Annotated in this window: 11 protein-coding genes; 3 read left to right on the top strand and 8 right to left on the bottom strand. The window is 47.7% G+C overall.

Features of this window, described 5'->3' with window-relative positions; translation table 11 throughout:
- Nucleotides 1-36: 36 nt before the first annotated feature.
- A complete protein-coding gene (locus ACI2NF_RS03110) occupies nt 37-5409 on the bottom strand; it encodes an ATP-dependent helicase (protein ID WP_400211051.1) in 5373 nt (1790 codons plus the stop codon).
- A gap of 134 nt (nt 5410-5543) precedes the next feature.
- On the opposite strand from ACI2NF_RS03110, the gene ACI2NF_RS03105 reads away from it, so the two are divergent.
- The gene (locus ACI2NF_RS03105; protein WP_400205178.1) at nt 5544-6287 is read left to right on the top strand and encodes a 2-C-methyl-D-erythritol 4-phosphate cytidylyltransferase; all 744 of its coding nucleotides are present in this window, start codon (nt 5544-5546) and stop codon (nt 6285-6287) included.
- Here ACI2NF_RS03105 and ACI2NF_RS03100 read toward each other — a convergent pair.
- The gene (locus ACI2NF_RS03100; protein ID WP_400196737.1) at nt 6232-7284 is read right to left on the bottom strand and encodes an NAD-dependent epimerase/dehydratase family protein; all 1053 of its coding nucleotides are present in this window, start codon (nt 7282-7284) and stop codon (nt 6232-6234) included. The genes ACI2NF_RS03105 and ACI2NF_RS03100 overlap by 56 nt on opposite strands.
- Before the next feature lie 114 nt (nt 7285-7398).
- Between ACI2NF_RS03100 and ACI2NF_RS03095 the strand changes: the two genes are divergently transcribed.
- Entirely contained in the window at nt 7399-8160 is a 762-nt protein-coding gene (locus tag ACI2NF_RS03095) for a CDP-alcohol phosphatidyltransferase family protein (RefSeq protein WP_400152559.1), read from the top strand.
- On the opposite strand, the gene ACI2NF_RS03090 is transcribed toward ACI2NF_RS03095, so the two are convergent.
- From ACI2NF_RS03090 to ACI2NF_RS03070, 5 genes are all read right to left on the bottom strand, one after another.
- Nucleotides 8147-9157, bottom strand: a complete 1011-nt coding sequence (locus ACI2NF_RS03090) for a hypothetical protein (RefSeq protein WP_177971574.1) — start codon at nt 9155-9157, stop codon at nt 8147-8149. The two genes, ACI2NF_RS03095 and ACI2NF_RS03090, sit on opposite strands and share 14 nt — an antisense overlap.
- Entirely contained in the window at nt 9144-10424 is a 1281-nt protein-coding gene (locus tag ACI2NF_RS03085; RefSeq protein WP_400211050.1) for a hypothetical protein, read from the bottom strand. The genes ACI2NF_RS03090 and ACI2NF_RS03085 overlap by 14 nt, the downstream gene beginning before the upstream one ends.
- A gap of 3 nt (nt 10425-10427) precedes the next feature.
- Nucleotides 10428-11966: a lipopolysaccharide biosynthesis protein gene (locus ACI2NF_RS03080; RefSeq protein ID WP_400153040.1), complete on the bottom strand. Its 1539-nt coding sequence runs from the start codon at nt 11964-11966 to the stop codon at nt 10428-10430.
- Nucleotides 11967-12028: 62 nt separating this feature from the next.
- Nucleotides 12029-12760 carry a phosphocholine cytidylyltransferase family protein gene (locus ACI2NF_RS03075; protein ID WP_177971577.1) on the bottom strand — a complete coding sequence of 244 codons (732 nt, stop codon included), beginning with the start codon at nt 12758-12760 and terminating at the stop codon, nt 12029-12031.
- Nucleotides 12757-13815: a pyridoxal-phosphate-dependent aminotransferase family protein gene (locus tag ACI2NF_RS03070; RefSeq protein ID WP_400146195.1), complete on the bottom strand. Its 1059-nt coding sequence runs from the start codon at nt 13813-13815 to the stop codon at nt 12757-12759. The genes ACI2NF_RS03075 and ACI2NF_RS03070 overlap by 4 nt, the downstream gene beginning before the upstream one ends.
- Nucleotides 13816-13933: 118 nt before the next feature.
- On the opposite strand from ACI2NF_RS03070, the gene ACI2NF_RS03065 reads away from it, so the two are divergent.
- A complete protein-coding gene (locus tag ACI2NF_RS03065) occupies nt 13934-14686 on the top strand; it encodes a phosphorylcholine transferase LicD (RefSeq protein ID WP_400153039.1) in 753 nt (250 codons plus the stop codon).
- 7 nt (nt 14687-14693) lie between these two features.
- Here the strand turns inward: ACI2NF_RS03065 and ACI2NF_RS03060 are convergent, their stop codons facing one another.
- Nucleotides 14694-15584 carry a glycosyltransferase gene (locus ACI2NF_RS03060; RefSeq protein WP_177971580.1) on the bottom strand — a complete coding sequence of 297 codons (891 nt, stop codon included), beginning with the start codon at nt 15582-15584 and terminating at the stop codon, nt 14694-14696.
- Nucleotides 15585-15601 lie beyond the last annotated feature (17 nt).

The following is a 15601-nucleotide window of genomic DNA, read 5'->3' as shown; positions in this document are numbered from 1 at the left end:
GTGCGATTATAATAATGATTTGTGCCCAAGGCACACTCATATGGCGCCTGGATTCGTCTTTATGAAGAACTCGGACACGTCCCAATCATTATCCTCCTGGACCCTCTGATCCTTGTCCAACCTCACGCCCAGCGATATCGCCACTTCCTTGAGGTAACGCTTCGCCTCAGGAGAGCCTTCGAATTCCTCGACCTTCGCTCCGGATATGGTCATCTTGCCCTTGAACGAGCCGATTATCTTAGTTCCTCTGAATATGACGTTGCTCGTGGAATTCATGTCACGTTTGATCATATCCCTGAGATAGACGTGCAGGTTGTCCTGTGTGTTGAGAAGGAACATATCGTTACGGATCATGTCGATCGGCTTTCCGCAATCCTCCTTCAGCATCCAATAGACTGTCGGACTATCGCGCATGAAGAATCCCTTCACCAGGAATCCCTCATCCTCCAATCTCTTCAATATGCCCCTCACGATTGGCATCCTCTGACCTATCATCGATGCCAACAGTTCTGCACTGAATATCCCGAAGTCGGAGAACATCAGCTTCACTATCTCCGTCATAGCCTCGTTCTTATCCATCTTCGGTTCCTTCAGTACGTTGTAGGCCGACGATGAATCCTGATATATCACGGATGCATGGAACAATGAATTGATCGCCTCCACAGTCCTCTCCTCGGAGAATGGGGAGTTGTTCACGATCTCCTTCCTCGATACAGGCTGACGATCCTCTATGATCGCCAATATCGCCCTCATGGTCTCATCCACTGGACTGTCCTTGGCGGAACGGTACATAGCTGCGAACCTAGGCATGGTGTATCCGTTGTATGATGGGATCAGGAACGTCCTTATGATGTCCCCGCGTTCCATCTGCTTCTTCATGGATGTCCTGTCCTTCACTCTCGTCAACAGTTCCGCATCCGTCCTGATGTATCCGCGAGCCTCTATCGCACTCGATACCGTGAGATATTTCTCACCCTGTACCACATGCTGTTTCCTGAATACATAGCTCAAGAGCTGTGCTTCGCTCAATGTATGGTCGTTGAAACGTCCTTTCGCGTAGAAACCATTGACGAAACGGTATCCATTCTCCTTGAGGGCCTTCTCCATATCCCTATCGATATCCGCCACATCCTTGGAGAGGATCTCTCTGATACGGACTATGTCCGTGCCCTTCATATTGAAGAATCTCATGAAATTGTCAATACCTTTCAAAACGTCAGATAGCATCGATGGATCGTCCATGTCCATGGATCTGATCTCCACACATCCGGACATCTCCCAGACCTCCAAAGCCCCGACCACGTGACTGTCCCTCACGAGAGGATAGATCCACTTATCCCCATAACGTGAGGATATCTCCGCCCATTTCGATGCGAGATCCGGATCGAATAGCGAATAGACGCGGATGCTGTCATCGATCGGGATCTGATCGCTTATCTTCGGTATCTCCTCGGGCATGATCAGCATGGGCGTCTGTCCCTCTCCGACGAGGATCGTCTGTGCGCCTATCGATGTGGCGATCGATGTTGCCTCATCCATCGGCACGCCTGTCATATATCTCAATGCTGAGGCGGGCATCGGGCCGTATGCGCGTATGGCCTGCATTATCAATTTGGGGATCGGATCCGAATCCACCTCGGCGGGATGGTATACCTCATAATCGTTCTCGGTACCCCAATCCTCCTTCTCACCGAATGCACGAATGACCTTCAGCGCCTTATCGAGACGGAATATGGATGCTTTCACCATCTCCTTGTCCTGTCCCGTCTCGCTGACCAGTTGACGGAGTGTTGCCGAGCCCATCCCTGATATGGTCTTCAACAACTGTTCATCCTCTGGGAGTATGGGTTCGTGATTCAGACTTGCCAACATGTCGCCTGTCTCCGCCTTGACGTATCTGACCTTACCTCTCAGGAATCTTCCGAGCAGGACCTCTCCGCTCATACGCATCCTGTACCATTCCTTGAGATCGAAATCATCCACCCTGTTGAACACATCGATCTCGCTGCCGGCTGAATCGTAGTATTCGAAGAACTCGGATATGTCCTTGAACCTCGGGCATTTGTAGAATCTGTATCTCTCTACCGTTTCGTAATCGTATACATTGTCCTTTCCGGCCTTCAATCTCATGTGGTCGATCTTTCTCATGTACTGATCGTTCTCAGAGATCAGGAATCTCCCGCAGACCAATTCCTCATCAGCTACCAAAGCTTCCAACGACCTCTTCACACGTGATTCAGACATCGAGAGCGCATATGCGATCTCCTGCATCGTTGCAGGTGCGAAACAATCTAGGAATCTCACTATTATGCGATCGGCCGATTCGTCCTCGTCGGCGAATCCGTCAAGATATCTTGCGAATTCCCACTTGTTGTTGCCTGAAATATCCACCCTCGTTATCAGATACATCGATTCCAATTTCCTCATGCATCTGAATGCGATGTCCTCATCGACACCAGATTTCATCGAGATCTCGCTAAGCGATAGGGCCTCGTCCGTCAATGCTCCCAAGACCTTCTCGTCATCCTCTGTGAGCTCCTTCTGTTTCCTCGTTGCAGTGGCATAATATGGGATCTCTTCTGACAGCATTATGTGCGGATCGTCCAAGAACACCGTCCCTATGCTGCCCTCTCTGAACAATTCCCTGATCCATCCGTCCACCGTCTTCTTATCCACGTCAGAGTAGGAGTAGATGTTCCTGCCTCTCTCCCTCATGGCCTGTAACGGCCCGGTACGCGATAGGACGGATAATATGTCGGATTTCTCTGTGATGCGCCCGACCTTCTCCCTGAAGTATGGGACGACCTGATCCTCATCGAACTCGAACTCTCTGATGCTATCTCCCATCGCACGATAGAGCACTTTCCTGTGCAACTCCCTCAGCAACGCTGAACGATCCTCCATCAGGACTATGTCCGAGAATCCTGACAGTATGACGGAGTGTGCGAATGGGGATGGTGTGCCGTTGTATGAGACGGTGGAGAGACGCATCTCCCCATCCTCGATCATCTTCAGGACGACCTGTGCATTCTTTATGTCCATGTCATCCTCGAGCACTTCCCTATACGTCTCTTCGATGACAGGCATGTTATCCATATCAGCCAATGCCTCCAACAGATAGGATGACCTTGTCTGCTGTCTGTTCACTGAGATCGGACGGCCCATATAGTTCCTCAGGATCATGAAACTCCTTGCGGCGGTATGCCTGAATCTAAGTTTGAATATCTCAGAATCCTTAATCGCTTTCCTGAGTATCACTTCGATGTCGTTGGATGATAGCATCGATGGGACCTTGCTTATGTCTATCTTCCTTGACATGCCGATCATGAAGTTGTCATCAGACATGGTCACGGATACGTTGACGCCTATGGCATTGGATATCCTGTATGCGTATCCCCTGGAGAGGGCATCGTTCACCCTCCTGCCGAAGGGGAAATGGAATATTAGTCTCTGATTGTCCGATGGGTCGATGTACTCCTCGATGATCAGATTCCTATCATCTGGTATGCTTCCTGCGACCGCTTTCTGTTCCCTGAAGTATGATATGATGGATCTCGCACATCCATCATCTATATCGAAATCGTTGACGAGTTCCTCTTTCAGATCATCCTCGTCCCTCCCAAGGTTCTCGACCATCTCTCCTCTGAACCTTGCTACATCCATGGATAGGTCGAAACTTCTCGGAAGCATCTCGCCCGCCCATGACGGTACCGTTGGCTTCCTTCCTATGGCTTCCTTGACGTATGCGGTCATCCCCTTGGAACGGACGAATTCGAATGACCTGCCCCCGAGAACGAATATATCTCTTGCAGATAACCTCTCTACGAATTTCTCAGATAGTTCTCCCACCATGGAACCATGGTTGGTTATGACACGATAGTTAGCCTCCTCAGGTATGGTACCGAGGTTCATGAAATAGATCATCCTCGTGCCTTTCTTCCTGCCGAAGACATTCTCTTCCTCATCGTACCATATCTTCGAGTACACGCCTTCGTACTCATCCTTGCTCCCAAGGTATCTCAGAACGGAGATGAACTTCTCCTTGGGCAGGCTGCGATAACAATACGAACCTTTGATGACCCTATATGCATCGTCCACATCCCAACGGGCGCTCAGACTCATCCCCACGACCGCCTGCGAGAGGACATCCAGACAATTCTCTGGTATGCCTACGCGATCGATATCGCTGCGATGTGCCGCACGGCACATCACTGCGCACTCGACGAGATCGTCCGGGTCGAAGACAAGGAGTCTCCCCTTCGCGATCTTTCCGAAACTGTGACCGGAACGTCCGATCCTCTGCAGACCCTTGGCCACGGATTTGGGCGACCCTATCTGACAGACTAGGTCCACAGAACCGATATCTATTCCCAATTCGAGAGACGTGGATGAGACCACGCATTTGATCTCACCATGCTTCAGTCTCTCCTCCACATCCAACCTCGCTTCCTTGGATAGCGAGCTGTGATGCACCTCTACGTTATCCAAACCACGTTCCTTCAGTTTGTAGACGACGCTCTCGGCACCGGATCTCGTGTTCGTGAAGACCAATGTGGTCTCATGCTGATCCACCAGTTCCTTGAGTGTATCATACATCATCGAATTGACGATGTCCGATGAATGCGTGGTCACGTCATCCGTTGGACATATCACCTTCAGATCGAGAACTTTCTTCATACTCGATTCGATGAACGTCACATCCCTGGTCTCTCCGTTCTCATCACAACCGACGAGATACCCTGCGATCGCTTCCATAGGTGCCATGGTAGCTGACAGACCGATCCTCGTGAAATCCGTCGTACAGTATTCTCTGAGGCGTTCCATCGTCAATGACAGGAACGCACCCCTCTTCGAATCACAGATATCATGGATCTCGTCCAAGATCACCCACTCGATATTCTGGAAGCTCTCCTTGAACTTCGGCGCCTCCAGGATCAATGCCAATGATTCCGGTGTTGTTATGAGGATGTGCGGAGGGTGCTTCACCATCTTCTGCCTATCATATTGTGATGTATCCCCCGATCTCACTGCAACGCGTATGTTGGGGATGTTCATCCCGTGAGCTTCGGCGACCTCCCTCATCTCCGCCAATGGAGTATTGAGATTCCTGTTGACATCATTGGCGAGTGCCTTGAGAGGAGATATGTAGATACAATATACGCGCTCCTCCAACCTTCCTTCGGAAGCATAACGTGTCAACGCATTGATTATGCTCATGAAGGCCGTGAGCGTCTTACCAGAACCTGTAGGGGATGATACCAATACATCCTTCCTCTGGTGGATCACAGGGATGGCACGTGCCTGCGGTTCCGTAAGGTTATCGAACCTCTCATTGAACCATGTGGAGACCAACGGTTCCATCAGGCTCATGACCTCTTCCTTAGTGTATGTCTTGTCTACGCGTTGCATAACATCACTCGATAATCCGATGCCCCTAGACGTAACCTCTTATTTATGTTTCGGAAAGAAAACGTCCATCCTCGTTTGAAATTCGATTCATATCGGTAAACCACCACCCCAGACGTCCATTAAACGTATCTACTATGACGCATACAGCAATACTGATGAATACTGCACTCATTCTCGCGGGAGGGGTCGGGAAAAGGCTCGGTAAGGATATACCGAAACAATTCCTGAAAGTGAATGGGAAGCCTATACTAGCATACACTGCTCAAGTATTCCAAAACCATGATGAGATCGATAGGATCGTCGTCGTATGTGTATCTGGATGGGGAGATGAAGTCGAGAATATCAAGACGACCTATGGATTGGATAAGATCATCCGCATCATACCTGGTGGGGACAACAGTATGCAATCGATCTCGAACGGCATCTTCGGTATAGAGGATATCACATCCCCGGATGACATAGTGATCATACACGATTCCGTACGTCCGCTCATCTGCAAGGAGATAATATCGGATTGCATCGCGGTCTGCAAGAAACATGGGAACGGTTGTGCATCAATACCTGTACAAGAGACCATCGTTCGGACCGATGATCGCATATCAGGTAACACCAACATAGATCGTTCCAACGTCATGAGGGTACAGACGCCACAGGCGTACAGATACGATCTCGTCAGTAAATTGTATAAGGATGCGTATGAAGCGGGCATCGAGGACTCCGTATACACGAATACACTGATGTTGCACTTCGGACATCCGATCTACTTCGCAAGGGGATCCGTGTTCAACCTCAAGATAACGATGGTTAACGATATCGATCTGTTCAGCATCGTACTTGATTACTTCTCATCGAAGAAAGGTCATCAATCGTCCTCATGAGTCCCTCATCCAACGAATATGACGGTTCCCATCCTGTGGACCTTATCTTCGATATGTCCAACACCGCCTTGGTCGCTTTGGAATAACCACGGGATTCCACCTCGTCAGGCATATCGAACACAACATCCACGCCTGCGATCTCCGATACCCTCTTCGCCAATGACAGCAACGTCACATCCGAATCCTTACCGGAGACGTTGTATGCATTCTTCGACTCTCCGTTGAAGAAGAGATGCAACATAGCATCCACAGCATCCATGACGTAACAATACGAGAATAACTGTGTCCCTTTACTTTTCAGCACGATATCCTGCCCGGATACGGCTTTGAACAGGAACTGCGTCATTGCCTTCGAATCATCAGGACGTACCGAAGGCCCGTATATGCGACTTAGACGAGGTATGACGAAATCCAGATCCTTCTGTGACCCATATGCTTGACATAAGGCCTCGCCTACGCGTTTGGATTCATTATATCCTGAACGAACGGAACTGCAATCTATGTATCCGCAATATGATTCGTCGAATGCATCCACGTCCCCTCTGTTCTCCCCATATATCTCCACGGATGATGCGAATACGAATCTCCCATCGCCTGCATCCGATGCCATGTCCAGGAGATTCTTGAGTCCAATCACATTCGTCTCGATCGTACCGATCGGATCTAACGAATATGCTCTAGGGTGCGTATTGCTGGCGCAATGGAACACGGTATCGCACACAATATCGCCCACAGGTTTGTTCACATCGTGTGAAACCAATCTAAGATGCTCAGAACATTCGGGGAATGCCTGTTTCAATCCATCCATTCCCCTTGACATGGCCACGACTTGGAAATCGTATTCCGATGCCTTGGATACCAACACATCGGTCAGTACGGAACCTATCATACCAGAAGCGCCTGTGACAAGCACATCCCTTCCAGACAGACGTCCCCATGGGTAATCCTTAACGAGTATGCGACCGAGATCGTTCATGTATCCGTCGGTTCTGATCATCAGTGATCGAATGTACGTACTGATATTTGTCAAACATCATAACATATCTCACCCTCATGGGCTGATATCTAAATTGTCTGAACTTTATTATATCCGTAGACGACTGCATCATACGTGCAGAAGATTGATAGAGAGAGACTCTTCGGCGTTCGTCACACGTCTGAATATGAGAATGCTTCATCGAAGTACATATTCACACCATTGAGCAGAGCACTATCGCTCATTATCGTGAGAACACCTGCCACTCCGAATCAAGTAACCATTTTCTGGGGACTCCTGATGATCGCATCATCAATACTATTGATGTTCGGAGACAGGACCCTCAATACTATCGGCGGAATAGGTTGGGTCATCGCCTATGCCCTTGATTACACTGATGGAGATATTGCGCGCTACAAGGACATGAGGTCCAGAAGAGGAGGTTTTCAAGATCGTGTCAATCATAGGACTACCTACCCACTCCTGATGTTCTGCGCAGGTTTCGGCGTATGGTACGGCGGAAGTTCTGGATTTCTTAACATCTCTATAGATCCAGCGATCTACCTCATCCTTGGTTTCACAGCTGGCCTCGGCATGGTATCCATAGTCGATCTGGGGGCGAATTACAACAGCTGCTGCCCAGAGACTGCATTAGAGCGTGATGAAGGGTCAGCGGCTGTTGAAGGGAAGCACTTCAAGAATCAAAAACTCTTCAGATTAATAATGAATCTAAATCCTCTGACGTTCACTAACATGAAGATATTACTCCCTATATTCGCCGTATTAGGTCTCATGGACGTCTTCGTCATATTCTACGGCATATTCTACCCTATGGCCGCGTTCGGAAGATATGTTATGCTCTACAGGATGGTTCCTGGGGTCGTCAAGAAAGGATGAATATACGCTCACCGTATATCGCGCGAGGGGATCCGATGTATCCATACACAACACACGGCCTATCAGACAGTTCTATATCTCCGCCATCGTCCCACCTCGTATCCCCTGCGTGTGAGTAGAACAACTCGGACGAATAATCCATGCCAGATGCTATTATCTGTGTAACTAAATGATCGAAATGCGAATGATTGACCAAGGATACGCCAAAATTGATCACCATCCCTCCCCTCGATTTGAAGATTGCAGCTGATGAGAACCCATCATCAGACACGTAACCGAGGTTCTTAGCGTCCGCGATACCTGAGATATCTATACCGAATGTGACCTCATTCATATAGAATTGTAATGCATCCCTCAATGTTTCATCACATCCTTCCGTAGCATATGCTCTCTTCTGCAGATCGTTGAATGCCACATCATTGACGCCAGCAAATAACAGACCGTATCCTGTTGTTAACTCTATATCGGAATAGTTCGGCCCATAGGATACATATCTGCCAAGACAGCCCGATTCATTGATCAGTATCCCTCCTCTATCCAACCAATCTATGATTGGACAATCGTCCGTACCATCATACAGTATGTGAGGGAATGCCCCAGATGCGAATAACAATGCTGTTCTCCCAGGATCATGCGTCCTTATGACCTCCAAGACCTCTTTAGCATCACAGCAGATGGAATCTATGCCACGCATCTTGAGTTGTTTCGATAGGTCCTCGACCATCTCCTCCTGCATGAATTTGGACGTTATAGAAGCGTACGAATCGTCCAGATACATCACGACCCTTTCAATGAAGAAATCGCCCGTCGCACTGAATGCGACCGTATTCGTAGTGGAACCTATCACGGAATGATACTTGTAGTGCAAAACATCCCCGTCCCTATCAAAAGAAACGTCATGTGAATACGGCTCTGGTGCAAATGATATCAGCATACCAGATATAACTATGACCACCACGACGAATGGCAACAACGGCATCTTCCTATCTTTCAGCATACCGCCTCCGTACACATTCCAAGAGAGGTACCGCCACCACAGTGTAAGCGACCACACTTTTGAACCAATTGTATGAGAGTGTGGAATCTATAGGGCGAAGTATGGAAACGAACGATTCTAACAGATCAGAACCGATGTACCCTTCATGAACATAGAGGACGCTGCTCCATGTCGAATATGAGATGAAAGCGAACCCCGATAATATCAAAAAAGCGATGATGACGATGATGTTGGACCTATAGGACATCAACAATGCCATAGGCAACAGGACAAGATAATATTGAATATTACCTGGATTCAGGAGTGTCATCGACGTCAATACCGCATTTGTGACAATAAGTGCCGTGATAGATGCCTTATCGGATAATGCCATCAATGCGGATGCTACGAATGACGCGAAAAGAATGAATGGTACCAAGTTAAGTGTGGAATTGTATCCAGTACCAGTGTCGTATGCGCGATTCGTAAGCCACATCATCGCCTCATCCAACTGACCATTGAGGATCACGGGAATGAATAACACTAGTGCCGTGACCGCCATGGCGCAGATGTACTGTGCCGTATACCTCATCGATTGTGATTGAACATATGAATAACCGATCATCAGGACACATAGGAATATCCCGTATGGTTTTGTCATGAGGGACAACGCGATCATCACCCCTGCCCACGAAGGGCGCCTCTCTACCATACACAACAAGGCCAACAACAAAAGTAGGATCTCCAGATTCTCGAACATCATGCGGATCGAGGATATCACTATCGTGAATGGGCACAGGAACCATATCGTAAACATCCAGAATGCACGTTTCTCCCCGTACAACCTCATGCCTATCCTGAACAGTACTATAGCCACCAAGAGGTCGAAGATGAACAATACTGTCTTGATCGCCATGGCATAACCGAACGATGGTAACGTGTTCGTCCAGTCCAACACCATGTTCGGGCCCACTAATTCTGGGACGTATTCGCCCAATGGTATACCTAACAATCCGACAACGGATGTCACTGCCGACAACACATATCCCCAGACGGGCGTGTAATAGTACCCGGGTAACCCATATAGTCCCTCATTGGAGAATAGATTCTCAGAGACGATGACCCAATAGTTCACGTCGGTAGGGTATGTGAAGAATGCACCTACTACATATCTGATGATGAGTCCAATGATTGCTACTATGAATAGATCCCTGCCGATCCTGCTTCGAAGGAAATCGGACATATTGGAGAATAAACGGAATGTAATATTGGATGTCTGGTCGCACATCATTCAAAACCTCTGAAGGAATCCTGGGAGGAATGTCTCCATCATCCTCTTCTCGTCATCATTGAACATGAATCTGAACATAATGATCAGATATATGCCAAAACTGAGGGTGGCGGACAGTAATATCGCCATCCATGTCGACGGAAGTGTGTAGAATTGTCTTATGAGCAATCCTATCGCTACCGCCACGATGAATGACAGATATGCCGATGTCAAAGAGTGAACATATTTGTCATGAGTATCCGCCGTCAATTTGGATGCATATGAAGGGTAGAATATCATCTTCAACAACACCATCGATATCGTCCATGCTATACATGCGCCCAATGTGCCCCATCCGATCTCGATGAATACTATCGCCATAATCACATTGAGCACCCCCAATACGACCGTCATCAAAGCCAAATGGCGTAGACGTGCGTAGACGATTGGTACGCATATCATAGCGCTGGACACACATACCGCCACTTCAACTGGTAACATCACATAGAGCATCGGGTATATGTCGTCATATCCACTACCGATCCATACTTGTATGACCTGAGGTGTGAACAGAACTGCGTAAGCTATCGGGAATGCCATCAGAAGCCCTATGAATTTGGAGAACACCTTCAAGGTCCGTATCATGCCGTCCGTATCCTTGTTCGCATAAGACCTATATATCAACGGTATGACAGACGCCGAAACAGCTGTACATGCAGTATTGATCATCGACAATATGTTGGCGGCCACAGAGAAAGAACCCTGTGCCTCACTACCGATCATCACATTGACAACGACCATCGATGTTTGGATGAAGAGCAATGCTCCCAATTCGGCAATGACTGCCCATAGACCGAGCCTACCCATCTTACTGAGGAGCTCACGATCATAGTACTCACGAGAGAACTTGATGGTCGGACACACCTTTTTGAGAGAGGCGAGCATGATTAGAAGAAACACCACTATCGCAACTATGTATGATATTCCAACAAATGTCAAGGATGGCGTATCAAGATAGAACAGGAGTACGACTAAGCCGACCTGTAGCAAACATTGGATGATCCTGCCGACGTATGTTATGTACATCTTGTTGTACGCCATGAAGACGCTGCCCATGCATGCACTGAACGACAGCATGAGTGTGGATGTGATTATCATGAAGAAAGTGAGTTGGACGCTGAGATCTGATGTGTCCCCTATGTTGAAAATGAATGGAGCCACCACAGACAGTATGATGACTACGGGCATCAGCATGGCAACACATTTAGCCATGCCGATCACGGATGATGTAAAAGTCCTGTTGACAGCATCTGAATCTCCATTCTGTACAGAAATTGCTGTATAACGCGTGAATGCATCCGCCAGTGAATCGGACATCGCTAGGAAATATGTCGTCACTGACGTTATCAGCGGGATTATGGCGTATGTCGCCATCCCCAATGACCCTATGTAGTAAGGGACCATCAGGAATCCGGTCAAAGCCATGACGATCGTACGTATGATGTTGACCGACACATTGATCGAGACCCTACTGGAGAATGGATCGTACCCTTCCTGCATCACATCCCCTCCAAGATATTCCGATCCTCAATGTGAATGAGGCCCAAGATTTCAAATTACGCTTAGATCTCCTCTGTCTTTACCTTCACAGAAAGATTTCCAGTGCGTATGTATTCCAATATACGTTTATAATCATCTATGTAGTCTATCTCAGCCCAGAAGAAATCGCTGACGTCCCTTACATGGACAGGTACCTCTGTTATGTATTCGTACAATGCGTTCTCCCACCACAGGTCGTATCTTTCCTGCTCCACCAGCTCCTCCAGATTCTTCCTGAAACTAGGTATGACATTACGCTTCAATCTAGCTATACCGACATATTCGGTATCACGATCCTCTATAGGCAAATCCTTTCCATATGATACCAATAATCCATCGTTGACCTTGAAGAAATAGTCTCCAACGCTTGCGCGTGACATATCTGCCAACATCACCACGTCATTGTCATCGGCCAATAGTGAATCGTAGATGCCTTCACCCCAGAAAACATCCGCGTTCGCAAGGATCAGGTCGTCCTCTCCCAAGAACTCTCTAGCGAACCATAGTGACGCCATACTGTTCGTAACACGAAAGAATGGATTCTCGTAGAAACGTACATCACGGCCCTTCAATGCTTTACGGACCTCGCCGCCCTCGAAACCGATCACCACTGCAACCTCTATTCCCTTAGAGATCAACATATCAATTGTACGTGTAATCAAGGGGACACCATCCACCTCCAAAGTGCTTTTGGGTTTATTCACGGATCTGCTTATCCTGCTTCCAACACCCGCTGCCATCAAGATTGCCTTCATTGTAGTATCTCCTTCAAAGCCGATATCAGTACATCATAATCAGTTTTATCCAAATTTCCGATGTGCCCAACACGTAACATGTGAGCTTTCAATTCCCCACCGCTAGGCGTGACGGTGATACCATATCCATCATTGAGTCTCTTGTAGACTTCCATCGCATCACCATCGAACAATATCGGCGTAACCGCATTGGAAAGAGGATATGTCGGAATCCTTAGTCCTATGTCCATTGCACATTGACGGAAGTATTCCGCAAGTGTTCTTGTCCTACGTATCTTCTCATCGATACCGATGTCATCGACCATATGGAGCATATCATTCAGACAAAGTAATGTTCCGACAGCAGGTGTAAATGGTGTCTGACCGCGCTCTTGATCCAATATGTGGTGCTTCAGATCCAAATAATACGTGGGCGATTTTATGGTTATTGCCCTTTCACTGTATGCCCTCGGACTGAGAACGACCATAGATATCCCTGGTTCCAATGCCAACGCCTTCTGGGAACTGATGATCAGTGCATCGATTCCGTATTTCGACATGCTTATCTCATCTGCCAAAAAAGCACTTATTGCATCCACGATCAAGTACATCCCATTCGCCTTACAGAATTCGGACAACAGAGCAATATCGTACAATTGCCCTGTGGACGTCTCATCAAGATTCACTAGAAGTGCGGTGTAACCCATCCCATTGAACTCTTCAAGATGCTCTTTGGTGAATGTCTCCCCTGTGCTCAGTGCAATCTGGTCATATGGGATACCATGGACATCGCATATCTCTGTGAATCTTCTTCCGAAACCTCCGCCGTTTATTACCAATGCCTTGTCAGATGGTGTCAGAAGACATGATACGGCTGCCTCCATGGCACCAGTACCAGATGCGGTCAGAAACGCGACCTTACAATCATCATCCGCATCCAGGAGCCTTTTCAATACCCTTTCTGAATCCAACATTATCCTTGAAAAATCATCGGTTCTGAAGTACGGGAGCTGCTTCCCTGACCGCTCCAGTGTATCAGGGTACATCATCACGGGTCCGACGGTGAATAGCCTCATACTATGCATCCATCATGCCAACACTAATGTAACATATATAAACTACGCATAGCGTGCAACATCAATTCCCGCCCTGGAACTCATGATGAGTGTGATGGGTGCTGGACAACGTGATGATATGAATGATACACAATCCACTCTGCTGACGATGTATGAGGACATCAGGAAGATATTGGAAGCCAACGGCATCACATTCTACATACACTTCGGTACTGCCATAGGAGCATTGAGGCACAACGGATTCATACCATGGGATGATGACATCGACCTTGCAGTATGGGAAGAGGACCTCGACAAGGTGAATAGGATACTCTCCGAACAACTAGACGAGGAACGTTACTACTACCACGTACCATCTGCAGATACACACCCCCATGTAATCGCGAAATCGGATGATTTCGAGAATGATCTGCAGATGAGGAAACTCCCATTCATAGACATTTTTCCGATATCCAAGTATCCTTCGGAAAAGATCAGACAGGCCCTCTGTAACGCATTCATATGGGGCAACGTCTGTTCAATATGGACAATAGATCACGTAGATTCCATCCATATTCATAAGATGATCTCATGGATACCGAACGTCTTCAAACATCTAGCAGATATGATCGTCAACAAGGATTCCGATCTCACTGTCATCTATGCGACTGAATTCAAGGACTATATCTTCAAAGGGGAAACTTATGGAAATCCTGTCATGCATGTATTTGAGACTACTAATGCACCACTCCCAGAGAGATACGATGAGATACTCTCGTCGATATATGGGGACTATATGACCCCTCCGCCAGAAAGTGAACGTAAAGGCGCAGGCGGATTCCCGTGCGGGGCATATAAAGATTATATCATGAAGAAACAAAGAAAAGAATGACCATACGTCACAGTTTCTTCGTACTGGCGACCGGTTCCCATGCGTTCAGGTCACAATTGCCGTCCTTGACGTATTTCTTGGCCTTGATACGGCAATATAGTTCCATCATGACCGATGCGAACATCTTGATCGGATGGAATCCGAGATCGCGGATGGTGTCAAATATCGCCTCCACAAGCATCCTTGGATCCCTGGATGGATTGTAGAAATTGCTCTTCTCCACCATTATGGATTGTCCTATGTTGACGCGCAACCTCTGTTTTATGAAATCGGATACGGTCTCCGGCCCCCTGTTGTACACGGTCGCATCAGGAGCATATACAGACACATAACCTGCCGATTCCACAGCTACTCTGATGAAATCCTCATCCGATTGATATTGTGTCGGCAACTCTATGCCCACATCACGATATGCTATCAACTCACCGATCTTAGGACATCTAGATGCGATGTTATGATGCAATGACCACACCATATTGGATGCGAAACCTGCCAATGTCTTCTTGGAATTGAGCGGTATCGGATGTCCGCCAACCAATCCCACCTTCTCATCCCTGAACGGTTCCAGCAGTTTCTGAAGACTGTGCTCAGAAGCGAATGCGTTATCCGCATTCAACATGACGATCAGTTCCGTATCCTTTGCCTTGAGATAGCAGTTCACAGCGGAATTCTTACCTTCCCTCTTCTCCTGCCTCATCAATACGACCTCAGGATACTCCTTGGAAAGTGATGTCACTATCTCATCCGTACCATCTGTACTGGCGCTGGATACCACGATCACCTTGTCCAATGTGAAACCTGATAATTCCTGGTCGAAGATGGACCTTATCGACCTCTCTATAGCACCCGCTTCATTGTACGCGCAAATGCCGATAGTGAATGCCAGGTCCTCGCTCATGCGAATACCCATAACAA

It is taken from the genome of Candidatus Methanarcanum hacksteinii (assembly GCF_964305265.1).
Lineage (GTDB): Archaea > Thermoplasmatota > Thermoplasmata > Methanomassiliicoccales > Methanomethylophilaceae > Methanarcanum > Methanarcanum hacksteinii.
The sequence above is the reverse complement of the archived record's forward strand: the minus strand, read 5'-3'. Positions and strand labels throughout refer to the sequence as shown.

Excerpts from the sequence above, each read along its gene's own strand:
- ACI2NF_RS03110 (WP_400211051.1), bottom strand. The coding sequence starts at position 5,409 with ATGCAACGCGTAGACAAGACATACACTAAGGAAGAGGTCATGAGCCTG.
- ACI2NF_RS03105 (WP_400205178.1), top strand. The coding sequence starts at position 5,544 with ATGACGCATACAGCAATACTGATGAATACTGCACTCATTCTCGCGGGA.
- ACI2NF_RS03100 (WP_400196737.1), bottom strand. The coding sequence starts at position 7,284 with ATGATCAGAACCGACGGATACATGAACGATCTCGGTCGCATACTCGTT.
- ACI2NF_RS03090 (WP_177971574.1), bottom strand. The coding sequence starts at position 9,157 with ATGCTGAAAGATAGGAAGATGCCGTTGTTGCCATTCGTCGTGGTGGTC.
- ACI2NF_RS03085 (WP_400211050.1), bottom strand. The coding sequence starts at position 10,424 with ATGTGCGACCAGACATCCAATATTACATTCCGTTTATTCTCCAATATG.
- ACI2NF_RS03080 (WP_400153040.1), bottom strand. The coding sequence starts at position 11,966 with ATGCAGGAAGGGTACGATCCATTCTCCAGTAGGGTCTCGATCAATGTG.
- ACI2NF_RS03075 (WP_177971577.1), bottom strand. The coding sequence starts at position 12,760 with ATGAAGGCAATCTTGATGGCAGCGGGTGTTGGAAGCAGGATAAGCAGA.
- ACI2NF_RS03070 (WP_400146195.1), bottom strand. The coding sequence starts at position 13,815 with ATGAGGCTATTCACCGTCGGACCCGTGATGATGTACCCTGATACACTG.
- ACI2NF_RS03065 (WP_400153039.1), top strand. The coding sequence starts at position 13,934 with ATGAATGATACACAATCCACTCTGCTGACGATGTATGAGGACATCAGG.
- ACI2NF_RS03060 (WP_177971580.1), bottom strand. The coding sequence starts at position 15,584 with ATGAGCGAGGACCTGGCATTCACTATCGGCATTTGCGCGTACAATGAA.